Source organism: Streptomyces sp. NPDC000880 (assembly GCF_053599675.1).
Genome location: NZ_JBSFMS010000001.1, coordinates 163,621 through 185,802, shown reverse-complemented (window position 1 = coordinate 185,802; position 22,182 = coordinate 163,621). Strand labels below are relative to the sequence as shown.

The following is a 22,182-nucleotide window of genomic DNA, read 5'->3' as shown; positions in this document are numbered from 1 at the left end:
AAAACTTCCTGCGTGTAATTTTACCTGCGATATGTGCGCAATGTTCCATTCGGTGGGCCGGTGGCTGTCCGAGCGGGCGGTGCACTGAGATGCGCCCCACTGCCGCCGGGGAGCATGCTGGCTGTGTGAACTGGTACGGGGCGGCCGGGCACGCACCGCTGACTGAGAGCGGGCCGCCGCCCGGGAAACCGATCACCACCGGCCGGGTTCCGGACGAACTGGCCATGGTGCTCGCACAGGCCGCCGTCAGCGGAATCGAATCGGTCGGCGGGTACGCAGGTGGCATCTACCTGCGCTCCCGGACGCAGGGGCTGCTCCGCCTCGCCGTGCTCGCCGGGCTGCCGGCCCGGCTCTTCCGCCCCTGGTGGCGCATGCATGTGAACCGGCCGTTCCCGGTGGCCGAGGCCTACCGCTCGGGCCAGGCCATCCATCTTGCCGACGCCGAAGAAGCCATGCGCCGCTTCCCGCAGCTGATGGCGGGCATGCCGTACCCATTCGGCTCCCTGTACGCACCGATCGGCAGCGGCCGCGAGAAGTACGGGGTGCTCGTGGTGCTGCGCCGGGCCACCCCCGGACACCCGGTCAGCCAGAGCGACCGCCGCCGACTGAAAGTCGCCGCGAGGCGGCTCGACGGCACCCTCGCGGAGCTGGGCGCCGGCGGAGCGCTCGTCGAGTGGGAGGGTGAACCGGTCACCGTCCAGCTGCCCGCGGCCACCACGCCGCCGGTGCGGATCGGTCACTTCGACTGGGACCTCGTCAGCGGCTCCGTATCCGCCGACGAGGAACTGTGCGCGATCCTCGACAGCGACCCTGCGGCCTTCCCCGGCACCATCGAGGCGCTTGCGGCGCGGCTGGCGCCGGAGGACGTGTACGGACTGTGGGCGATCGCCCGACAGGCCGTGGAGTCGGGCCGGCCGGTGGCGCGCAGGATGCGGCTACGAGGCCCCGACGGCCGACCGCACCTGCTCGAAATCTCGGGCCGCGCGCTCCCGCCGGATGACGGGGCCGGCAGTCACCTGACCGGCTTCCTCGTGGACCTCGGCATCGGGCCGATCGCCGCCGAAGCCACCGACCGGCTCCCGCGAGGCATCTTCTCGCTCGACCGCCTCGGCCGGATCACCCACGTCAACCACAGCGCGGAGACCCTGCTCGGCCACGCCCGGTCCGAGCTGGCCGGGCGTGTCCTGTGGGAGGCACTGCCGTGGTTCGGGCACCCCGGTTACGAGGACCACTTCCGGGCCGCACTGATCTCCCACGAGCCCGTCTACTTCACGGCCCGGAGCGCGTCCAAGGAGTGGATGTCCGTCTCGCTCTACCCCGGCCACGATGGAGTGACCCTCACTGTCGCCGCGGAGGAAGGCCCCGCGTACTCGCCGGAGTCCGTCGCCCAGCCTGGCGCGGGACTCGGCTCCCCCGCCGACCGCGCCTCCGCGCTGTACCGCCCGGTCGCCCTGGCCATCGCGCTGACCGAGGCCGTCACCGCCCGTCAGGTGTCCGCAGTGGTCACGGAGGAACTGCTGCCCGCCTTCGGCGGCCGGCAACTGGCGATCTACCTCCTGAGCGAGCGACATCTCTACCTCGCCTGGGAGACCGGTTTCCCGCGTGGCTTCCTCGATCGCTTCAACGGCGTCGGTCTCGACGCCCGGCTGCCCGGCGTGGAGACCCTCACCACCGGCCGCCCCATCTTCTTCGAGTCCATGGAACGCCTGGGCGCCGCCTACCCCGGCATCCCCATGGACGCCAACGTCGGCGCCAGGGCCTTCCTGCCGCTGATCGCCTCCGGGCGTCCCGTCGGCTCCTGCATCCTCGGCTTCGACCAGCCCCGCGGCTTCAGCCCCGAAGAGCGCACGGTCCTCACCGCGCTGGCCGGACTCATCGCGCAGGCTCTGCAGCGAGCCCAGCGCTACGACACCGAGGCCGCTCTCGCCCGCGGTCTGCAGGCCGCCCTGCTGCCGCACCGGCTGCCCGTACTCGAACACGTCGACACCGTCGGGCGGTATCTCCCCGGCACCCAGGGAATGGACGTCGGAGGCGACTGGTACGACGTCATCGAGACCGGCCGGGGTCTTGCCCTGGTCATCGGCGACGTGCAGGGACACGGCGTCTCCGCCGCCGCGACCATGGGCCAACTGCGCAGCGCCGTACGCGCCTTCGCCCTCAGCGTGCACGATCCGCAGGAGGTGATGGCCGGGACCAACCGGCTGCTCATCGACCTCGATCCCGGCCAGTTCGCCAGCTGCTGCTACATCGTCCTCGACCCGGCGACGGGCGCGACGCAGGCCGTGCGGGCGGGGCACCCGCAGCCCCTGCTGCGACACGTCGACGGTCGCACCGAGGTCCTGGACCTCCCCGGTGGCGTCGTGCTCGGCGTCGACGTCGACGCCTCGTACCCCGTCACCGAACTGCGGCTCGCGCGGGGCGACGTCCTGGCGCTGTTCACCGACGGGTTGGTGGAGCTGCCGGGAAGCGACATTGACCTGGGCATTGACCAGCTGCGCAGCACACTCGCCCAAGCCGGCTCGTCCTCTCTCGCCGAGACGGCGGACCGCCTCATCCGCGAGGCGCGGCACGCCACCGACCGGCCCGACGACATCGCACTGCTGCTCGCCGCCCGCTGGGCCGGGACGACGCGGGCGCACGGGGTCGGGGCCGGAACGAGGCGGGTGCCATGAGCACGCTGAACGCAGCCGAGAATCGCGGCTTCCGCGGCCCCCTCGACGTCACGAGAGCAGCCACGGCCGTACTGGACGCCCGTGGCACCGTCGTCGGCTGGAGCCCCACGGCCCAGACGCTGCTGGGCTACCTGCCGCAGGAAGTGCTCGGGCACCCGATCGGCGCCCTGGTGGTGCATTCCGCGGGCGGGCATCGCACGGCCGCGGATCTTCCGGGCGCACCGTTCTCCCGTCGACAGGTGCTGCCCATGCGGCACCGGGACGGCCGGACCCTCCGCGTGGCCACCACGGTGCTTCCGCTGTCCCACACGGGAGCCGGGCCCGCCCGGCTGCTGAGCCTGGCCGACGCGGACGAGACGGAACAGTGGGAGGCCCTGCAGGCGATGCTCCGCGGCCTGGCCACGCAGTCACCGGTCGGCCTGGCCATCTACGACACGCAGCTACGGGTGGTGTGGACGAACTTCGCCCTGCTCCATGAGATGGGCACCTCGCAGTACGCGGGCATGGGCCCGGACGACATGGTGACCCACGGCGAGGTCCTCTCCTCGCGGTATCCGGCGACGCTGGAGGAGACCATGCGGCGGGTGCTCGCCACCGGTGAGCCCGTCATCGAACTCCACTACCGAGGCCGCCCGCCCGCGGACCCGGAGCACGACCACGTCTGGTCGTGTTCCTACTACCGGCTGCAGGATGCCGGGTCCCCCGCGCTGGGCGTGTGCGAGGAGACGGTGGACATCACCGCCCGCTATCTCGCGCAACAGCGACTGGACCTTCTGGTCCGAGCGGGCGGACAGGTGGGCACCACCTTGGACATGGCCCGCACGGCGCAGGAGCTCTCCGCTGTCACTGTCCCGCAGTTCGCCGACGCGGTCACGGTCGACCTCCTGGAGGAAGTCCTGGGCGGCGATCAGCCCACGCCGGGCAGTGAGCCGACGCGAAGCGTGGTCCGGGTGTGGGGAGCAGGACACGGGGCAACGGGCCCGGACGAAGCGCGGCCCGCCCAGCGGATCGACTTCCCGCCGGACTCGCCCCAGGCACGCAGCCTCTCCTCGGGGCGGTCCGTACTGGAACGCCGGCTGGTCACCCATGGCGCTGACGGGCGACCGCCCGCGAGCTCGCGGCTGGTAGTACCCCTGCGTGCCGAGGGCGCCACGCTGGGAGTGGTCACCTTCGCGCGGGACAGCCACCCCGACCCGTTCGACACCGGTGAGCTGGCGGTCGCCGACGAACTGGTCGCCCGCGCCGCCGTATGCATCGACAACGCCCGCCGCTTCACCCGTGAGCACGCCGCCGCCCTCATGCTTCAGCGCAGTCTGCTTCCGCAGTCTCTGCCGCGACTCACGGCCGTCGAGATGGCGTACCGCTATCTGCCCGCGGACAGCAGGGCTGGAGTCGGCGGCGACTGGTTCGATGTCATCGCCCTGTCGGGCGCGCGGGTCGGTCTGGTCGTGGGCGATGTGGTCGGCCACGGTCTGCGCGCCGCAGCCACCATGGGCCAGCTACGCACGAGCGTACGTGTGCTCGCCCGGCTCGACCTCGCGCCGGAGGAGCTCCTCGCGCGCCTGGACGACCTGATCGGGCAGACCGCCGACGAGCAGGACGCCGCCCTCATCGAGAGCGACGGCACCGCGCTCGGGGTGACGTGCCTGTACGCCGTGTACGACCCGGTGTCCGGTCTCTGCCGAATGGCGCGCGCAGGCCATATCCTCCCTGGCGTCGTCGACCCGGCGACCGGCTCGGTCACCTTCCCCGACCTGCCCGCGGGCCCGCCCCTCGGCCTCGGAGGCCTGCCCTTCGAGAGCGCGGAACTGAAACTGCCGGAAGGCAGCCTCGTCGCCATGTTCACCGACGGCCTCGTCCGGGGCCGCGGCCGGGACGTCGACGCCGAATTCGACCGGCTCCGCGCCGTCCTCACCGAGCACCGACACCCGCTGGAGGAACTGTGCGACGAGGCGGTGGGGCCACTGTTGCCCGGTTCCGTGGACGACGACGCCGCGCTGCTGCTCGTACGCACGCGCACGCTGGACCGCCACCAGGTGGCCGCGTGGGAGCTGGCGGCCGATCCGGAGGAGGCCGGCCGGGCCCGGGCCGCGGTCGCCGAGCAGGTCGCCGAGTGGGGCCTTGACGACCTCGTGTTCACCACCGAGCTGGTGGTGAGCGAGCTCGTCACCAATGCGATGCGGTACGCCTCCGGCCCGATTCAGCTGCGGCTCATCCGCGAGCAGACGCTGATCTGCGAGGTCTCCGACACCGGACACACCTCACCCCATCTGCGCCACGCCGGCAGCGACGACGAAGGCGGCCGGGGTCTCTTCCTCATCGCGCAGATGACCCTGCGGTGGGGCACGCGGCACACATCCGCCGGCAAGACGATCTGGGCCGAGCAGGCGCTGCCGTCGTGAACACCTATTTCTCCAGACACAGCACGGGGATCCGCTGGACCAGGTTGTTGGCGAAGCCGCCGCGGTTCCACGGCTCGGTGAGGGGCTGAGTGCGGCCATCGGCGTCGGTGGCGCGGACGCTGAGTACATGGCTGCCCGGCGCGGCGGCCCAGGAGGACTGCCAGCGCCGCCAGGCCCACCGGTGCCCGTCCGCCGGGGCGAGTTCGGCCTCGCGCCAGGAGCCGGCGTTGTCGGTGCTCACCTCCACCCTCGTCACCGGGGCGTGCCCGGACCAGGCCCGGCCCTCCAGCGGCACCTCACCGGCCCGTACGACACGGGCCCGGGACATGAAGTCGGGGAACCCGGGCGGGACCATCAGGGCTCGTGGCGCGATCCGGGTGACCGGCTCGCCGGGATCGTCGGCCTGCTGCCGATAGCGGTAGGCCACCGTCTGCTGGAAGCCGGTGAACGGGGTGTCGGTGAGGGCGATGTCGCACAGCCACTTCACGTGCGCCATGCCGTACCAGCCGGGGACGATCAGCCGCAGCGGACTGCCGTGCTGCGGCGGCAGGGGACGCCCGTTCATCGCGTACGCCACCAGCACCTCTGGCTCGTTGCCCCTTGCCACGGGCAACGGCAGACTGCGCCGGTAGTCCTGCTCGACACCGCGCTCGACGCCATGGTCTGCACCGGTGAAGACGGCCTCGACGGCATCCGCAGCCACCCCGGCCTCGGCGAGCAGTGTGCGCAGCGGCACCCCGGTCCACTCGGCGGTTCCGACAGCCTCGACCAGCCAGGGCTGGCTCACCGGGCGCGGCGAGAGCCGGGCCCGGCCGTTGCCCGCGCACTCCATCGTCACGCGCTGGGTGGCTGCAGGGAACGACCGCAGCGTCGCCATGTCCAGCGTCAGCAAAGTGCGCACCCGGCCGCTGACGGTCAGCTCCCACCCATCGGCGTCGGCCGCGGGGATGTCGTAGTGGACCAGGACGTAGTGCAGTCCGGCCGGGGTGAGGTCGTAGCGCATGGCCTCCAGCGGCAGCCCGTGATTGCGGGCCGCGAGGGCCAGTTCGTCCAGGCCGATGCCTTCATCGGGTGCCGCGACGCGCCCTGGTGCGCTGATGTCACCGATGCGTCCGTTCATGAGCCCATGGTGCTCTTCTCGGCAGGTCCGGGCACCCCCCGGAGCGGCCGGAGAACACTGGCCAAAGGTGCTTGGGCGCCACCTGTTGACTGGAATGCCCCAACAAGCGTTATATCAGAGTTAAAGGGCAGATAAAGGCTTCTGAATGGAGGCGCCCCACAATGACCACCCATCCGAGTATCGAGCAACACCCCGATCTGGCCGAGATGCGCTCCCGGTTCGAACGGGCGACCACCACTCCCCGTGCCCAGGCGATCGAGACGCTCGCCCTGCTGACCGGCCTGTACCTGGCCGCATCGCCGTGGATAGCCGGGTTCAACGGCCTCACCACGCTGGCAGTGTGCAACCTCATCACCGGCGCCGCCTATGTCCTGTGCATGGGCGGGTTCGGCTCGGCATACGAGCGGACACACGCCATGGCCTGGTGCGCGATAGCCATCGGAGCATGGACGATCATCTCTCCGTGGGTCGTCGTCGGTAACGTCGACACGACTCGGACCATCGTCAACAACATCATCGTCGGCGCCGTGGCACTGCTGCTCGGCCTGGCCATGGCCGCCATGGACGATCGCGCACCCCGTCGTGTCCGAGCCCGCGCAGGCGCTCGCGGCGACGCCGGCATCTCCCCGATGCGCTGACGCGCACGCACGGAAGGTACTGATCACATCGACTCGTTCCGGATCACCGGCCGAGAGGCGGTGGGGTGCGGATATCGCACCCCACCGTGATGATGGGCGATGGGGAGCGATACGGCCGGCTTCGGGGAGCCGGTGACGGGGCCGGTCTGCTGGAGCCCCGGCCGGACGACGAGCCGGCGGTGAACCCGGCGACGTGGACCCGGAATTGCGCTACCCGCGGCCGGGGAGCGTGGAGCTCGCGTTCGTAGCGGTCCCGCAGCATCTGCCCCGCACTCAGCCCGCAGTGCTGCTCCTGCGCGACGTGCTGGTCCGGAACGCACCCGGCGACCGGGCTTCCTTACCGTTTTTCACCCCAGCGGACGGCGTACGGAGGGATCATCGTGATGCCGGGCTTCGGACAACCGGCAGACTCGACGACAGCAAGGAGTACGACGCGTGTCCCCTCTCTTCCCCGCCCTCGCCGCAGGGTCGCCGCTGCCCGCTCTCCGGTTCGGCGACCGGTCTCTGACCTACGCTGAACTGGCCGCGGCGGCAGGCTCACTGGCCGCCCGGATCACCGATGCGCGCAGGGTCGCGGTCTGGGCGACGCCCACCCTCGAGACGGCGGTGGGCGTGGTGGCCGCGCTGCTGGCGGGTGTGCCGGCCGTACCGCTCAACCCGAAGACCGGCGAGCGCGAGCTGGCGCACATCGTCGGGGACAGCGCGCCGTCACTCGTACTGGCGGAGCCGGGCGCCGAACTGCCCCCGGCACTGCGCGCCTTGCCGCGTACGGACATAGAGACCACCGCCGCGCGAGCGCCGCTGCCGCCCGAGCCGTCCGCCGATGCGCCCGCCCTCATCGTCTACACCTCGGGTACCACGGGCCCGCCCAAGGGCGCCGTGCTGCCGCGCCGCGCGATCACCGCCACCCTGGACGCCCTTGAGGACGCCTGGCAGTGGACCTCCGACGACGTCCTCGTCCACGGCCTTCCGCTCTTCCACGTCCATGGACTGATCCTCGGCATCCTCGGCCCGCTGCGCCGCGGCGGCTCGGTGCGGCACCTGGGACGGTTCAGCACGGACGGCGTGGCGCGCGAGCTGGAGTCGGGCGCGACGATGCTGTTCGGCGTGCCGACGATGTATCACCGGATCGCCGAGGCAGTTCCCGGCGATCCGCAGCTCGCGAAGGCCCTGGCCGGGGCCCGGCTGCTGGTCTCCGGCTCGGCCGCGCTGCCCGTGCACGACCACGAGCGGATCGCGGCGGCGACCGGCCGCCGCGTCATCGAGCGGTACGGGATGACGGAGACGCTCATGAACACCTCCGTGCGCGCCGACGGCGAGCCGCGTCCCGGCACGGTCGGCTTGCCCCTCAAGGGAGTTGAGCTGCGGCTGGTCGACGAGAGCGACGGCATCGGCGAGATCCAGGTGCGCGGGCCGAACCTCTTCACGGAGTATCTGAACCGGCCCGACGCGACCGCGGCCGCCTTCGACGGCGGCTGGTTCCGTACGGGGGACATGGCGAGCCTCGACGCCGACGGGTATGTCCGGATCGTCGGCCGCAAGGCCACCGACCTCATCAAGAGCGGCGGCTACAAGATCGGCGCGGGCGAGATCGAGAATGCGCTGCTCGACCACCCCGGCGTACGGGAGGCGGCGGTGACCGGGGAGCCGGACGCGGACCTGGGCGAGCGGATCGTCGCCTGGATCGTGCCGGCCGACCCGTCCGAGCCACCCGCGACTGAGGAGCTGTCCGCGCATGTCGCAGCGCAGCTTGCCCCGCACAAACGCCCTCGTGACGTGCGCTTTCTCGAGGCCCTGCCGCGCAACGACATGGGCAAGGTCATGAAGCGGGCCCTCCATGACTGACCACCTCACGGCCCGCGATGCCGTCACCCGGGTGACATCCGCCTTCACCGAACTGCCCGTCCCCGAGGGCGTGTCCGCCCCCGACGGCCCCATCGCCTGGCAGGGATACGACGAGCAGCGCGCCCGCGCCGCGAAACGCACCGGCGAACAGGAGTCGGTCGTCTGCGGCACCGGCCTGGTCGGGGCCACCGAAGCGGTGCTGATCTCCTTCGAGTTCGGCTTCCTGGGCGGATCGCTGGGCGAGCGGACCGGCGACCGGCTGGAGGCGGCGCACACGCATGCGCGAGAGCGAGGGCTGCCCGTCGTCTCACTGATCGCTACCGGCGGCAGCCGGATGCAGGAGGGGATGCGCGCGCTGGTCCAACTCCAGCGCGTGGCACGGCAGTCCGCACTGACCCGGGCGGCCGGGCTGCCGCAGGTCGCGGTGGTGCGCGACCCGACGACGGGCGGCGGCTGGGCGACGCTGGGCGCGGGTGCGGACGTGATCCTGGCGCTGCCCGATGCCCAGATCGGCTTCGCCGGCTCGCGCGTACGCCCGCCGGAGGCGGATCCGCACGCGTACACGGCCAAGGCGCAATGGGCGGCGGGCCATGTCGACGCGGTAGTGCGGCAGGAGGAGCTGCCCGGGACGCTGGAACGGTGGCTGAGGCTGCTGACGGGCGGTTCCTCGACGCCGCTGCCCGCCGCGTCCGATGCCGCCCACCGGCCGCCGGCCGCAGGCCACGCGGCCGAGTCCGGCCAGTTCCTCCAGCCCGCGCCGACGCCCCATGCCCTGGGCCGTGCCGGGCTCCCCGCCACCGGCTGGGACGCGGTGCTCCAGGCCCGTTCCCCCGACCGGTCCCGCGCCGCCGCCTATCTCGACGCGTACTTCGAGACCCGCGAGTCGGTCAGCGGCGACCGCTGCGGAGGTGTCGACCGCGGGATGCTCTGCGGCTTCGGCCTGCGCGAGGGCCGGGCCATCGCGTACGCCGCCCAGTGCGGCACCCCCACACTCCCGGCCGGCTACCGCACCGCGGCCCGGCTGATCCGCCTCGCCGACCGGTTGTCCGTCCCGGTGCTCACCCTGATCGACACACCGGGCGCCGCCAACGACGCCGACGCGGAACGTGCGGGAGCGGGCGCCGCCATCGCGGACCTGTTCGGCGCCGTGGCCACCGTCCGCGTGCCGGTCACCACTCTGCTGATCGGCGAGGGCGGCTCCGGTGGCGCACTCGCGCTCGCCGCACCCCACAACACCTGGGTCACGCCGGACAGTTACTTCTCCGTCATAGCTCCGGAGCTGGCCGCCGCGATCCTCAAACGCGGGGCCGGGGCGACTCGCGAGACGGCCGACCAGCTTCACCTGCGCCCCCAGGACCTCGTGGACCTGGGCATCGCACGCGGCATCGTGGCCCCGGCAGGTTAGTCGATGCCCGCCGGCGCTGTGATCTCGCGCTCGATGAGCTCGGGGAGCGGAACCTGTACGTCCCGGGCGGCGCCACCGTCTAGCAGCGCGGTCAGCACTGCGCGGCGATCCGCCCGAAGGCGATCGTGTCCCGGGAGAGCGCGGTCAGCCAGGGGTGGACCATCCGGCACAGGGCCGAGTCCTCCCACGAGACGATCGACACATCGCCAGGGACGGACAGGCCAAGGCCCGCCGTGATGTTCGCTCCGGCCGTGGCCATCACATCGTTGTCGTAGATGAGCGCCGTGGGCGCCGAGTCACCCGCCAGCACCCGGCTCGGCGCCCTGGCCGTCCGCGACAAGGCCGCACAGAGCCCCGCCGCCCCGGGCGAGCTGCGGATCACCGCCGCCACGGGCGGCAACCTGTGTTTCGTATGGCAGGGCGCTCCTGGCGCCGTACGTGTCATTACACACTGCACCGCGTCCTGCCCGACGGGACACGGCGCCTCCTCGGGGCAACTTGTCACGAGCCTTCTTCGTTCCCGGCCTGGAGCCCGAGCAGGGTGAGCGGTCGGCGGGGTTCGAACTGCGCGCAGTCGGGGAGCTCCAGACCGCGTCGGCCCCCGCGACCGCCGTCCATCATTGGGTAACAGCCACCGAAACCCTCGGAGTGACCCCTCATGCATGACGACCGCACCCTGGTCGAAGCCCGCCTCAAGCGTGTCCTCGACGAGCGCATCCGCCCTGCCGTGTACCCCGAATCCGTACCGCTGGAGGTGGCCGTCTGGAACGCGCCGGGCGCGCCCGTCCCGGTCGCCGAAGGCCTGGCCGCCTCGCCCGCGCCGATCGCGGTCGGCGACATGTGGGGCGCTCCGTGGGGCACCAGCTGGTTCCGGGTCACCGGGACCGTACCGGCAAAGTGGGCCGGGAACACGGTGGAAGCCATCCTCGACCTCGGCTTCGACGAGAACATGCCCGGCTTTCAGTGCGAGGGCCTCGTCTACCGCCCCGACGGCTCCCCGGTGAAGGGGCTCAACCCGCGCAACCAGTGGGTGCGCATCGGCGCGCCCGTCGAGGGCGGCGAGGAGGTGCGGCTGTATATCGAGGCGGCATCGAACCCGGTGATCCTCGGCTACCACCCCTTCCTGCCGACACAGCTCGGCGACAAGGAGACCGCGGGCACGGACCCGCAGTACAGGCTCACCCGCATGGATCTCGCCGTCTTCGACGAGAACGTGTGGCAGCTCGTGCTCGACCTGGAGGTGCTGGGTGAGCTGATGCAGGAGCTGCCCGTGGATGGCGCCCGCCGCTGGGACATCCTGCGCGCCGTCGGACATGCGCTCGACGCGATCGATCTGCAGGATGTGAACGGCACCGCTGCCGCCGCCCGCGAGCGGCTCGCCGGCGTCCTGGCGACGCCCGCCGCACCGACCGCGCACCGCATCAGCGCGGTGGGCCACGCCCACATCGACTCTGCCTGGCTGTGGCCGCTGCGCGAGACGGTGCGCAAGGTCGCCCGTACGACCTCCAACATGACCGCCCTGCTGGAGGACGAGCCGGACTTTATCTACACCATGTCGCAGGCGCAGCAGTTCGCCTGGATCAAGGAGCACCGGCCCGAGGTCTACGCGAAGGTCAAGAAGGCGGTGGCGGAAGGGCGGTTCGTGCCCGCCGGCGGAATGTGGGTCGAGTCCGACACCAATATGCCGGGCTCGGAGGCGATGGCCCGGCAGTTTGTGCACGGCAAGCGTTTCTTCCTCGACGAGTTCGGTATCGAGAACGACGAGGCGTGGCTCCCCGACACCTTCGGTTTCGCCGCCGGGCTGCCGCAGATCATCAAGGCCGCGGGCTCCAAGTGGCTGCTCACACAGAAGATCTCCTGGAGCCGGACCAACTCGTTCCCGCACCACACCTTCCAGTGGGAAGGCATCGACGGCACCCGCATCTTCACCCACTTCCCGCCCGTCGACACCTACAACTGCTCGATGAAGGGCAGCGAGATCGCCCACGCGGCGAAGAACTTCAAGGACAAGGGCGTCGCCAGGCACTCGCTCGCGCCCACCGGCTGGGGCGACGGGGGCGGCGGCACCACCCGCGAGATGGTCGCCAAGGCTGCCCGGCTGCGCAGCCTCGACGGCTCGGCGACCGTCGAATGGGAGAAGCCCGCCGACTTCTTCACCAAGGCAGAGGCGGAGTACGCGAACCCGCCGGTCTGGGTCGGTGAGCTCTACCTGGAGCTGCACCGCGCGACCCTCACCAGCCAGGCGAAGACCAAGCAGGGCAACCGCAGGAGCGAGTCCCTGCTGCGCGAGGCCGAGCTGTGGGCCGCGACCGCCGCGGTTCGGGCCGGCTTCCCCTACCCGTACGGGCAGTTGGACCGGATCTGGAAGACGGTGCTGCTGCACCAGTTCCACGACATCCTGCCCGGCTCGTCCATCGCCTGGGTGCACCGGGAGGCGGCGAAGACCTACGCGGCTGTGGCCGACGAGCTGACCGGCATCATCGATGCCGCGCAGCGTGCGCTGGCCGGTGACGCGGCGGCCGGCACACAGCTGGTCTTCAATGCTGCGCCGCACGAGCGGCACGGCGTCGCGGCGGGTGGCGCCGCGGTCGCCACCGTCGGCGGCAAAGCCCAGCTGTCGCCGCGGGAGGGCGGCGGCTTCGTTCTCGACAACGGTCTTCTCCGGGTCGAGATCGACGCACGCGGTCTGGTGGTTTCCGCGTACGACATCGGCGCGGAGCGAGAGACGGTCGCCCCCGGGCAGGCGGTGAACCTGCTGCAGATCCACCCCGACTTCCCGAACATGTGGGACGCATGGGACGTGGATGAGTTCTACCGGAACACCGTCACCGATCTGACCGATGCCGACGAGGTCACCGCGGTCGGGGGCTCGGCCTCCGTGCGCGTCGTCCGCAGTTTCGGCGACTCGAAGGTCACCCAGCTGCTGACTCTGGCCGCCGGCGTCAAGCGTCTCGACATCGACACCGAGGTCGACTGGCACGAGACCGAGAAGTTCCTCAAGGCCGCCTTCCCGTTCGACATCCACGCCGAGCGGTACGCGTCGGAGACCCAGTTCGGCCACTTCCACCGGTCCACTCACACCAACACCGGCTGGGAGGCAGCCAAGTTCGAGGCATGCAATCACCGCTTCGTGCACATCGAGGAGCCCGGCTGGGGCGTGGCGCTGGTCAATGACTCGACGTACGGCCACGACGTCACCCGTACCGTCCGGGCGTCGGACTCAGGTACGACGACCACGCTCCGCGTCTCTCTGCTGCGTGCCCCGCGCTTCCCCGACCCCGAGACCGACCAGGGCGTGCACCGATTCCGCCATGCCCTGGTGCCGGGCGCGGTGATCGGCGACGCGGTCCGTGAGGGCTTCCGGATCAATCTGCCGGAGCGCCGGGTCGCCGGTGACGCCGAGGTGGCGCCGCTGGTGGCGGTCGACAACGACGCGGTCGTCGTCAGCGCGGTAAAGCTCGCGGACGACGCGAGCGGCGATGTCGTCGTACGCCTCTACGAGTCGGAGGGCGGCCGGGCGCGAGCCCTGCTGAATATCGGCTTCGAGATCGGCGACGTCACCGCGACCGACCTGCTGGAGAGACAGCTCGCCGACGTGCCGGAGCCGGAACTGGCGGGCGGCGCGGTGAAGTTGACGCTGCGCCCCTTCGAGCTGGTGACGCTGCGCCTGGCGCGCGCCGGGTCATGACCTGATCCCCGTTGCCCCCCCGCGGGGGGCTTCGGGGATCCAGCGCCTGCGGCGCGGCGGGGCCGTGCCGGAAGCCGGGGTCGATCTGCTTCTGCCACGCCCGGAAGCCGGGGTGCGTCAGCCGCCGGCCGGCGCCGAACAGTCGGCCGAGGGCGACGATAATCAGCAAGTCGGCCTGGACTGGGCACGTTGAGGGGCGAACATACGACCGGGTGACCCCTGGCGTGTTAGCGGCTGTGGTACGCCTCATCGGAGAGGAGAATTGAGCCAGTGGCGCAAAACGTACGAGCGCTGCTGGGCTCCGAAAGGCAACCGGGAATCTCATGACTACTGCACACGCCCCCCATCCCGACCACGTGCACCAGCACAATGGGAGCTGCGGCCATGTCGCGCTCCCGCACGGGGACCACGTGGACTACGCCCACGACGGACACCTCCACCGGGTCCACGACGACCATGTGGACGAGTGTGAGGCCGGCGGGCACACCACTCACGGCGACCACGCGCACCAGCACGGCGAGGGATGTGGACACGTGGCGGTGCCCCATGGGGACCACATCGATTATGTGCACGACGGTCACCGGCACGCCGACCACGAAGGGCACTGGGACGACCACTGAAAGAGCGCTCGATGCGGGTGGCCCCTGAGATCTCAGCACCCGCATCGACACTCAGGCCCCCAGCGCGCCAGAAGGCCGTCGGTTCCTGCGCGCCGAGGCGATCAGTGCCCGCAGCAACTCCACGGTGGCGGAGCCGAGCACGGGCCGCCGGACCGCGGGCGCGGATCTGAGCGAAGCCTTCTTCGGCGCCAACCGGCTCGGCTCCACCGTCTCGCAAGGCACCCGCGACGCGTTCTGGCTGCAGAGCATGCAGGCCGGGTCGAAGGCCGCGTACGACTGCATCAAGCAGTTCTCGGATTCACCGAGGACCTGAAGCGCATCGATGTCCCCACCCTCATCGCGCACGGCGACGACGACCAGATCGTGCCCATCGGGGCCGCCGCCCACAAGTCCGTACAGCTGGTCAAGGACGCCACCCTCAAGGTCTATCCAGGCGCACCGCACGACCTGACCGGCGACTACGAGCAGGCATTCACCAACGACCTGCTCGCCTTCCTGAAGGGCTGAGGGACGACGCACGGCACATCGCGGGGCTCAGTCGGGACGCTGGAGGGACATGACGAAGCCACTGCGGGGGCGGGTCGGCATACGGCGCAGTGGAATCGTCATGTCCTGTTGCGGGACGAGGTAGTTCATCGACGCAAGTCGCATCGCCAGAGCCTGCAGAAGAGCGACGGTGATGTCCTCGCCCGGGCAGCGGTGACCCGTCGCGGCCTCGCCGCCGCCCTGGGAGATGAGCTCGTCGCTCGCCGGGGCCCTTCCCAGGAAGCGCGAGGGGTCGAAGGCGTAGGGGGCACTCCACAGTTCGGGGTCGTGGTTCTGCCCGTAGATGTCCAGGAGAATGACCGAGTCGGCGGGAATCGTGGTGCCGTGCCACTGAAGTTCCTCGGCGGCGAGACCGCCCACGAACGCCACGAAGGGGTAGAAGCGGCGTACCTCGTGGGCGAAGGCCTTCGCGTACGCGGCATCGCCCTTGCGCAGTGACTCCCCGAGGTGCGGCCAGCGGTGCAGCGCGTGAGCCGCGAAGGTCACGAACCAGGCCACCGCGACTGTGGGGCGGATGATGTTGTTGAGCACCTCGACCGCCGCGGTGTGCGTGTCCAGCAGGACACCGGCTTCATCGCGGTGCAGTGCCACGGACGCGAGCGCCGAGCGTTCGGGTTCCGCTTCTCTTTCGCGGGCCTGCTCCTTGACTCGTACGTCCTCGATCAGCGTCCTCAGCCATTCCTCCTGGCGGGCGCGTGCGTGACGTGCTCGCCAGTGGCGCGGGCCGGCCGCCGCGAATCCGTCGACCAAGGCCACGAGATCGGCAGCCAGCCGACGCGCCCCGTTATCTGCGTGGTCACCGGCGTCAGGGCCGCCAGGCTCGTCAGGGAGGGGAATCCCGGCCCAGGCGCACACCGCGCGGGTGATGACCCGGCTCGACTCGGTGAAGAGTTCGATCCGGGGCCGCCGAGCCCATGAGACGGCCGCGCGGTCCCACTCCGACAGCGCGCGTTCCACCAGCGCGGCGACCGCGTTCTCGTCCTTGAGGAGCGACATGAACAGCGCCTTGCGTGCCTCGTGCGCCTGGTCGTCGAGCATGTGGACCGCGCCGTGGCCGAAGAGTGTGTCGAGGACGGGTCCCGGAAGCGCCGAGCGCCGCTTCACATGCTGTTCGTCGTAGAAGAACTGCACGGCCTCGCGACCGTGAACAGCGGTCGTGGGCCGCCCCAGCAACCGGGTCCGGACCGGCTTGTCCCCGGAGCGCCGCCTGAGGTCGGGCAGCCAGGCATAGCCGTGGGTCCACAGGGACAGGGTGCTGTCGAGAGCAATTCCCTCGTGTCGGTTCATACAGCGGCGCCCCTTTCCTCTGATCCACGCCGGCTCGGGATGGCCGCTGCTGACCTGTGTCAGAGCGGCGAGTTCTCTGCCTGGAACATCCAGCGATGCTTCTCCAGCGAGGCCGTGATCTCGATCAGCAGGTCCTGGGTCACCCGGTCGGACTCCTCCGTCGCGGCGATCCGCTCGCGCAGCCGTAGGACCGCTTCCTCCAATGCGTCGACCAGCAGGGACACGATTTCGGTGTCCTGCAGCCAGCCCTCCTTGGGGTCGGCCACCGAACCGGTCTCGGCGACCGTCGTGACGCGCCCGTCCGGGGAGATGCCCAGTGCCGCCGCGCGCTCCGCGACGGTGTCCGCGTAGGCGCGTGCCGCGGCGACCACTTCGTCGAGTTGGAGGTGGATGCTGCGGAAACGCGGGCCCACGATGTTCCAGTGTGCCTGCTTGGCCATGAGCGAGAGCGCGAGCAGGTCGACGAGCGTGCCCTGAAGCGCGTCCCCGGTGACCTGACGTGCAGGTTCGGAAAGAGTGCTCTTCATAACAGTCATGCCGGTCTTCTCCTTGTGTCGTGCTTCGTGTCGTGCGCCGTACGGACCTGGCGGGTGCCCCGCAGCGGTCGAGGGAAACGGACGGCCCGACGCGCCTACCGGGCCGTCGCGGGTGTTGGCCGCTCGACACGCCAGACCGTTCGTTCCAGACCTTGGGGCAGGGCAGACGAACACATGAGCGGCAGCGCCAGGCACCGCACTGGAGCTGAGGGCCGGTGATACGCCTCGGGCGCGGACCGCCGTCCGCGCCCGAGGCTCTGTGCGTCATCCCATGGCCGCTCGGCCGGTTCGTCGAGTCCCCGACCCAGGAGCCTTCAAACCTGGAACCTTCAGAGCTTCTGTTCTTTTCGGAGGCATGGGGGAGCCCGCCTTGGGTACTTCAGGCGGGGTCTCACAGTCTCCGACCCAAGAGCGCCGAAGAGCCAGGGAGAGCGGGCGAGCAGCCATGGCACAGTTCGTGAGGGAAGTCATGACGTTCGGAGTGGTGGTGGTACGGCCCGATGCTTCGCTGGTCGAAGCGGCCCGGCTGATGCGTGCCCAGGACATCGGAGATGTGCTGGTCGCCGACGGCGACCGGCTGGTCGGAGTCCTCACCGACCGTGACATCGCGGTGCGGGTGATCGCGGACGGCAACGACCCGCTGACCGTCAGCGCCGGCTCGGTGTGCACGCGCGACCCGGTGTGCGTCAGCCCCGGCGACGGGATCGCGGCCGCCGCGAGACTGATGCGCAGCCGTGCGGTACGCCGGCTGCCTGTGGTGGAGGACGGCCGTCCGGTGGGCGTGGTCAGCATCGGAGATCTCGCTGTCTCCGAGAACCCGGACTCGGCACTCGCCGAGATCAGCCTGGCAAACCCGAACAGTGAGGGGTGATCGCATGTTGGTCGCATTTCTGACGGCGCCCGAAGGCGTGGAGCAGATTGAACTCACCGATCCGTGGGAGGCGGTCACCGACACCGGGGACACGCCCCGGCTGATCTCGACCAAGCCCGGCCGGGTGCAGGCCTTCAACCACCTCGACAAAGCGGACACCTTCCCGGTCGCCCTGACGGTCGCCGACGCCACCGTGGACGAGTACGGCGGCCTCGTGCTGCCAGGCGGCGTGGCCAACCCCGACGCGCTGCGCCTGGACGAGCGTGCGGTGGCGTTCGTACGGGACTTCTTCGAGGCGGGCAAGCCGGTGGCCGCGATCTGCCATGCTCCCTGGACGCTCGTCGAAGCGGATGTGGTGCGGGGCCGGACGCTGACCTCGTGGCCCAGCCTGCGCACCGACATCCGCAACGCGGGAGGAGACTGGGTCGACGAGCAGGTCAGGGCCTGCGATGCCGGTCCGAACGTTCTGATCACCAGCCGGAAGCCGGCCGACCTCAAGGCGTTCTCGGCGGCGTTCACCGCGGAGTTCGCGAAGAGCTGACGGCTCGACAACCGGCTGGCCGCTGCGTCGGAGAGGATACGGAGGGCGGGCTCCCCGGCCCCCCTTCACTCCTCCCGCGCGCGGGCACCGGCCCGCGTCCTGCCCGGCGTCACCGGACGCTCCGGATGACGACGCAGATACTCGCCCTCCAACTGGGCCATCCGGATGTTGTGGGCATTGAGCGCGGCAGGCGAGCCGTGCAGCAACGTGTCGTGCCGACTCCGGTGGATGGTTTCGAGCTCGCGCTGCAAATCATGATCGTCGAGATGGGTCGGGTCGATTCCTTGGCCCGGGTTTTCAGTCGCTGACATGGGACTGTCCTCTTTCCGTTCCGGCGGATGCGCTGTGTGACTCATGACCTTCCGGGTACCCGCAGGGACGCAGTACCCGGCCACTCCGGGAGGAATCCATGCAACTCGCATTTCTCGCGCCTCTCTATGAGCGTCCCGGTCCCTGGGCCGGCGTTCACCTCGACACCGCCTGGACCGACGAGTCCCCTCCTTCCCGCCGTGAGCTCCAGGTCAGGGAGGCGTGCCGGGAGCTGGCCGTACAAGGGGCGGACGAGGCCACCGGCCCCGCGGTGTACGAGGCGCTCACCACCCGGCCGCACTACCCGGGAGAGTCCGGCCCGGCCGTCTTCGCCACGGGCGGCGAGGTAGGCCTCGACCCACCGCTCGCCCATCGCCCGCCGGGCGCCTCCGACGTCTCCTGGTCGGCGCATCCGTGCGTCGCCCCGCTGCTGGACCTCGCCGTGCAGGAACCGGTCTGCCTCGTCGCGTACATCGATCGCACGGGCGCGCACCTGGAGCCGCGCAGCCCACTGGGCAGTCGGGCGGTCGGACAGGCCCAGGGCAAGCAGTGGCCCATCCACCGCACCGCCACGAGCACCCACTGGTCCGCGAGCCACCACCAGCAGAGCGTGGGACACCTGGGAAACCTGGGATACCCGGGACCACAACGCCGGCGAGATCGCGCCGGCGATCGCAGCGAACCAGGAGGACTGCGGTGCCGACCTGGTCGTTCTGGCGGGGGACCTGCGGTCCCGCCAGGACCATCTGAACCGGCGCGCCGAGGAGGAGCTGGATCGCTTCCGGGCCGCCCCCGCCGCGACAGCCGAGGGCCTACCGGCCCTGGTCGACGCGGCACGCGAGGACCGGATCGCCAGTTGTTCATACGGCCCGAAGGGGCGGACGCGCACCACGAAGTCTGGGTGGGCAGCGAGCCCGAGCAGTTGGCGGTACGCCGTACGGACCTCCAGTACCTGGGCGAACCGCAACCCTCGTCGGCGCGCGCGGACGACGCGCTGCTCCGCTGCGCGGCGGTGAGCGGCGCGGAGGCACTCCGGGTGCCGCCCCAGGGACACGACGACGTCCCGGTCGGCGGCCTGGGAGCGTTGCTGCGCCGGCCGTACGACGATGACAAGGAACGGGGAGTGAGGCCGCAATGACCACTGCGTACGGATACTTTCTGACCACCGAGGAGTTCGGGCCGGCCGAGCTGTTGTCGCAGGCGAGGTTGGCCGAGCAGGCCGGGTTCGATCTGCTCGCGATCTCGGATCACTACCACCCCTGGAACGACGAGCAGGGGCAGAGCCCCTTCGTCTGGTCGATGATCGGCGCCCTGTCCCAGGTCTGCTCGCTGCCGGTGATCACACTGGTGACCTGCCCGACCGTGCGGATGCATCCGGCGATCAACGCGCAGGCAGCGGCGACGTCCGCGGTGCTGACGGACGGGCGCTTCCGGTTCGGCGTGGGCACCGGCGAGGCCCTCAACGAGCATGTGCTCGGTGATGCCTGGCCCGCCGCCGACCTGCGGATGGAGATGCTGGAAGAGGCTGTCCAGGTCATACGGCATCTCTTCACCGGCAGGCAGATCAACCACTGGGGGCGGCACTACACGGTGGAGAACGCCCGTATATACACGCTTCCGGACAAGCCGCCACCCGTGTATGTCTCGGGCTTCGGCCCCAAGGCCGCCGCACTCGCCGGCCGTATCGGGGACGGATTCGTCACGATGGCCCCCGACGGAGGCCTGGTGGGCCAGTTCCGAAGGGCCGGCGGCGGCCCAAAGCCGGTCGTCGGCGGGCTGAAGGTCTGCTGGGGAACTGATCGCGACCGTGCGGTCAAGACCGTGCACCGCCTCTGGCCGAATACCCAGCTGCCCGGGGAACTCGGTCAGGTCCTGCCGACCCCGAAACACTTCGAGCAGGCCTGTGAACTGGTCACCGAAGAGATGGTGCGCGCCAACGTGGTCTGCGGCGACGACGTCGACGAGCACGTGCAAGCCGTCCGCGCCTACGCGGATGCCGACTTCGACGAGGTGTACGTCAACCAGATCGGGCCGGAGCAGCAGGGCTTCTTCGACTTCTACCGCACCAGCGTCCTGCCCCGCCTTCGCGGTGACATCTGACGACACCCCGGAGGCCGAGGAGACATGGCTGAACAACGCCCCACTGTTGACGAGTCGTACTGGATGGCCACGACGCCAGGCACGGGCTATCCGCCCCTCGGCGTGGACGCGACCGCGGACGTGGCCGTGGTCGGAGCGGGCATCGCCGGCCTGTGCACCGCCTGGGACCTGGTCCGGGCAGGTCTGGACGTCGTCGTCCTGGAGGCCGACCGGATCGCCGCAGGCGTGACCGGCTACACCACGGCCAAGCTCACCGCCCTGCACGGTCTGGGCTATGCGCGGCTGGCGGCGAGGCACGGCGCCGACGACGCCGCGCTGTACGCGCTCTCGCAGCAGGACGCGGTCGACCGGACAGCCGCCCTCTGCGCCGACCTCGACATCGACGCCGACCTGGAGGGCGCCCCCGCCCACACGTACGTGGAGGATCCGCGGCGAGCGGACGAGATCAAGGCCGAGGCGGAGGCGGCCGGGCGGGCAGGACTCGACGCGTCGTACGTGACCGAGACAGAACTGTCCTTCCCGGTGGCCGCCGCGGTGCGCGTCGAGGGGCAACTCCAGTTCCACCCGCGGAAGTTCCTGCTGGCCCTGGCCGAGCGGATCACAGGCGCGGGAGGCCGCATCCATGAGCGCACCCGCGCCACCGGGCTCCACGACGGCAGCCGCTGCCGGTTGACCACCGAGAACGGGGCGTCGGTCGAGGCGCGCGACGCGGTCATCGCGACGCACTATCCGGTCTTCGACCGCACGATGCTCTTCACCCGGCTCAAGCCCCGGCGCGAACTGGTGGTCGCGGCACCGGTGCCGACCGAAGCCGCCCCCACCGGCATGTACTTCAGCCCGGAGGACACGGTGCGGTCCGTGCGCAGCGCGCCCTACGACGCGGCGCGGCGGCTGCTGATCGTCACCGGGGAGTCGTTCGAGCCGGGAGCGGGCGATGTAAGGGAACGGTTTGCGCGCCTCGACGCCTGGGCGCGACAGCGGCTGCCGGGCTTCGCCGACGCGGACATGACGTATCGGTGGGCGGCGCAGGACAACGACTCGAGTGACCACCTGCCGTACGTCGGACACGCCCATCCGGGGACACAACACGTCTATGTGGCCACGGGCTTCGGCGGCTGGGGTATGAGCAACGGCGTGATGGCAGGCCGGTTGCTCACCGCCCACATCGCGGGCGGCGGCCGGCCGGCGTGGACCGACCTGTACGACCCGCGAAGGCTGCCCCAGGTACGTGAGACAGCCCAAATCGCCCGGTTCCAGACCGCTGTTGCCAAACACTTCGTCGGTGACCGCCTGCGCACCAGCCATGTCGACTCGGTGACCGACGTCCCGCCCGGCAGTGGAGCCGTCGTGCGGCTGGAGGGACGGCGGTGCGCCGTCTACCGCGACGAGGCGGGGTACGCCAGTGCGCTCTCCGCACGCTGTACGCACCTCGGCTGCCTGGTGCAGTTCAACGATGCCGAGCGGGTCTGGGAATGCCCCTGCCACGGCTCCCGCTTCGGCACGGACGGATCCGTCCTGCACGGCCCGGCCACCCGTCCCCTGGAGCCTCGTGAGGTGCCGGGCCCCGAGGACTAGGGCCCGACCAGGGCTCGAAGCCTGCCG

General features: G+C 70.7%; 18 protein-coding genes and 3 pseudogenes. 16 read left to right on the top strand and 5 right to left on the bottom strand.

Annotated elements, in window-relative coordinates; genetic code table 11:
• Nucleotides 1-89 precede the first annotated feature (89 nt).
• Both ACWDO5_RS00705 and ACWDO5_RS00700 read left to right on the top strand, forming a co-directional pair.
• Nucleotides 90-2,672 (top strand): SpoIIE family protein phosphatase, encoded by a 2,583-nt coding sequence (locus tag ACWDO5_RS00705; protein WP_450527171.1) that lies wholly within the window; start codon nt 90-92, stop codon nt 2,670-2,672.
• Nucleotides 2,669-5,074, top strand: coding sequence for a SpoIIE family protein phosphatase (locus ACWDO5_RS00700; protein ID WP_450527169.1), 2,406 nt, complete (start codon nt 2,669-2,671; stop codon nt 5,072-5,074). Before ACWDO5_RS00705 ends, ACWDO5_RS00700 begins: the two co-directional genes overlap by 4 nt.
• A gap of 4 nt (nt 5,075-5,078) precedes the next feature.
• Here ACWDO5_RS00700 and ACWDO5_RS00695 read toward each other — a convergent pair whose 3' ends face one another.
• Complete coding sequence (locus ACWDO5_RS00695) at nt 5,079-6,194, bottom strand: sulfite oxidase (protein WP_450527167.1); 1,116 nt, start codon at nt 6,192-6,194, stop codon at nt 5,079-5,081.
• A 161-nt stretch (nt 6,195-6,355) separates the two neighbouring features.
• Here ACWDO5_RS00695 and ACWDO5_RS00690 point away from each other — a divergent pair, with 161 nt between their 5' ends.
• From ACWDO5_RS00690 to ACWDO5_RS00680, 3 genes are all read left to right on the top strand, one after another.
• On the top strand, nt 6,356-6,832 hold the full coding sequence (locus ACWDO5_RS00690) for an SPW repeat protein (RefSeq protein ID WP_450527165.1): 477 nt from the start codon (nt 6,356-6,358) through the stop codon (nt 6,830-6,832).
• Between the two features lie 435 nt (nt 6,833-7,267).
• Nucleotides 7,268-8,677 carry an acyl-CoA synthetase gene (locus tag ACWDO5_RS00685; RefSeq protein WP_450527163.1) on the top strand — a complete coding sequence of 470 codons (1,410 nt, stop codon included), beginning with the start codon at nt 7,268-7,270 and terminating at the stop codon, nt 8,675-8,677.
• Nucleotides 8,670-10,082: a carboxyl transferase domain-containing protein gene (locus tag ACWDO5_RS00680; protein ID WP_450527161.1), complete on the top strand. Its 1,413-nt coding sequence runs from the start codon at nt 8,670-8,672 to the stop codon at nt 10,080-10,082. Before ACWDO5_RS00685 ends, ACWDO5_RS00680 begins: the two co-directional genes overlap by 8 nt.
• Here ACWDO5_RS00680 and ACWDO5_RS00675 read toward each other — a convergent pair.
• Nucleotides 10,079-10,497, bottom strand: a pseudogene (locus tag ACWDO5_RS00675) (substrate-binding domain-containing protein); the annotation flags it as partial. The gene ACWDO5_RS00680 and the pseudogene ACWDO5_RS00675 sit on opposite strands and share 4 nt — an antisense overlap.
• On the opposite strand from ACWDO5_RS00675, the pseudogene ACWDO5_RS00670 reads away from it, so the two are divergent.
• The 5 genes and pseudogenes from ACWDO5_RS00670 to ACWDO5_RS00650 all read left to right on the top strand — a co-directional run.
• Nucleotides 10,382-10,748: pseudogene (locus tag ACWDO5_RS00670) on the top strand (hypothetical protein); the annotation flags it as partial. The pseudogenes ACWDO5_RS00675 and ACWDO5_RS00670 overlap by 116 nt on opposite strands.
• A complete protein-coding gene (locus ACWDO5_RS00665; protein ID WP_450527159.1) occupies nt 10,741-13,770 on the top strand; it encodes an alpha-mannosidase in 3,030 nt (1,009 codons plus the stop codon). The pseudogene ACWDO5_RS00670 and the gene ACWDO5_RS00665, both read left to right, overlap by 8 nt.
• A 323-nt stretch (nt 13,771-14,093) precedes the next feature.
• Entirely contained in the window at nt 14,094-14,390 is a 297-nt protein-coding gene (locus ACWDO5_RS00660) for a hypothetical protein (protein ID WP_450527158.1), read from the top strand.
• Nucleotides 14,391-14,514: 124 nt separating this feature from the next.
• Nucleotides 14,515-14,703: a hypothetical protein gene (locus tag ACWDO5_RS00655; RefSeq protein ID WP_450527156.1), complete on the top strand. Its 189-nt coding sequence runs from the start codon at nt 14,515-14,517 to the stop codon at nt 14,701-14,703.
• Nucleotides 14,625-14,897, top strand: coding sequence for an alpha/beta fold hydrolase (locus ACWDO5_RS00650; RefSeq protein WP_450527263.1), 273 nt, complete (start codon nt 14,625-14,627; stop codon nt 14,895-14,897). The genes ACWDO5_RS00655 and ACWDO5_RS00650 overlap by 79 nt, the downstream gene beginning before the upstream one ends.
• A 27-nt stretch (nt 14,898-14,924) precedes the next feature.
• On the opposite strand, the gene ACWDO5_RS00645 is transcribed toward ACWDO5_RS00650, so the two are convergent.
• Nucleotides 14,925-16,223: a cytochrome P450 gene (locus tag ACWDO5_RS00645; protein WP_450527155.1), complete on the bottom strand. Its 1,299-nt coding sequence runs from the start codon at nt 16,221-16,223 to the stop codon at nt 14,925-14,927.
• Between the two features lie 59 nt (nt 16,224-16,282).
• Complete coding sequence (locus ACWDO5_RS00640; RefSeq protein WP_450527154.1) at nt 16,283-16,759, bottom strand: Dps family protein; 477 nt, start codon at nt 16,757-16,759, stop codon at nt 16,283-16,285.
• Nucleotides 16,760-17,204: 445 nt separating this feature from the next.
• On the opposite strand from ACWDO5_RS00640, the gene ACWDO5_RS00635 reads away from it, so the two are divergent.
• Together ACWDO5_RS00635 and ACWDO5_RS00630 are read left to right on the top strand one after the other, a co-directional pair.
• Nucleotides 17,205-17,630, top strand: coding sequence for a CBS domain-containing protein (locus tag ACWDO5_RS00635; RefSeq protein ID WP_450527152.1), 426 nt, complete (start codon nt 17,205-17,207; stop codon nt 17,628-17,630).
• 4 nt (nt 17,631-17,634) lie between these two features.
• The gene (locus ACWDO5_RS00630) at nt 17,635-18,171 is read left to right on the top strand and encodes a type 1 glutamine amidotransferase domain-containing protein (RefSeq protein WP_450527151.1); all 537 of its coding nucleotides are present in this window, start codon (nt 17,635-17,637) and stop codon (nt 18,169-18,171) included.
• 65 nt (nt 18,172-18,236) lie between these two features.
• Here ACWDO5_RS00630 and ACWDO5_RS00625 read toward each other — a convergent pair whose 3' ends face one another.
• Nucleotides 18,237-18,482 carry a DUF6158 family protein gene (locus ACWDO5_RS00625; protein ID WP_450527150.1) on the bottom strand — a complete coding sequence of 82 codons (246 nt, stop codon included), beginning with the start codon at nt 18,480-18,482 and terminating at the stop codon, nt 18,237-18,239.
• A gap of 98 nt (nt 18,483-18,580) precedes the next feature.
• Between ACWDO5_RS00625 and ACWDO5_RS00620 the strand changes: the two are divergent.
• The 4 genes and pseudogenes from ACWDO5_RS00620 to ACWDO5_RS00605 form a co-directional block, all read left to right on the top strand.
• Nucleotides 18,581-19,081: pseudogene (locus tag ACWDO5_RS00620) on the top strand (hypothetical protein); the annotation flags it as partial.
• Between the two features lie 58 nt (nt 19,082-19,139).
• Nucleotides 19,140-19,496: a hypothetical protein gene (locus tag ACWDO5_RS00615; protein WP_450527261.1), complete on the top strand. Its 357-nt coding sequence runs from the start codon at nt 19,140-19,142 to the stop codon at nt 19,494-19,496.
• 118 nt (nt 19,497-19,614) lie between these two features.
• Complete coding sequence (locus ACWDO5_RS00610) at nt 19,615-20,580, top strand: LLM class F420-dependent oxidoreductase (RefSeq protein ID WP_450527148.1); 966 nt, start codon at nt 19,615-19,617, stop codon at nt 20,578-20,580.
• Nucleotides 20,581-20,604: 24 nt separating this feature from the next.
• On the top strand, nt 20,605-22,155 hold the full coding sequence (locus ACWDO5_RS00605) for an FAD-dependent oxidoreductase (protein ID WP_450527146.1): 1,551 nt from the start codon (nt 20,605-20,607) through the stop codon (nt 22,153-22,155).
• Nucleotides 22,156-22,182: the final 27 nt, after the last annotated feature.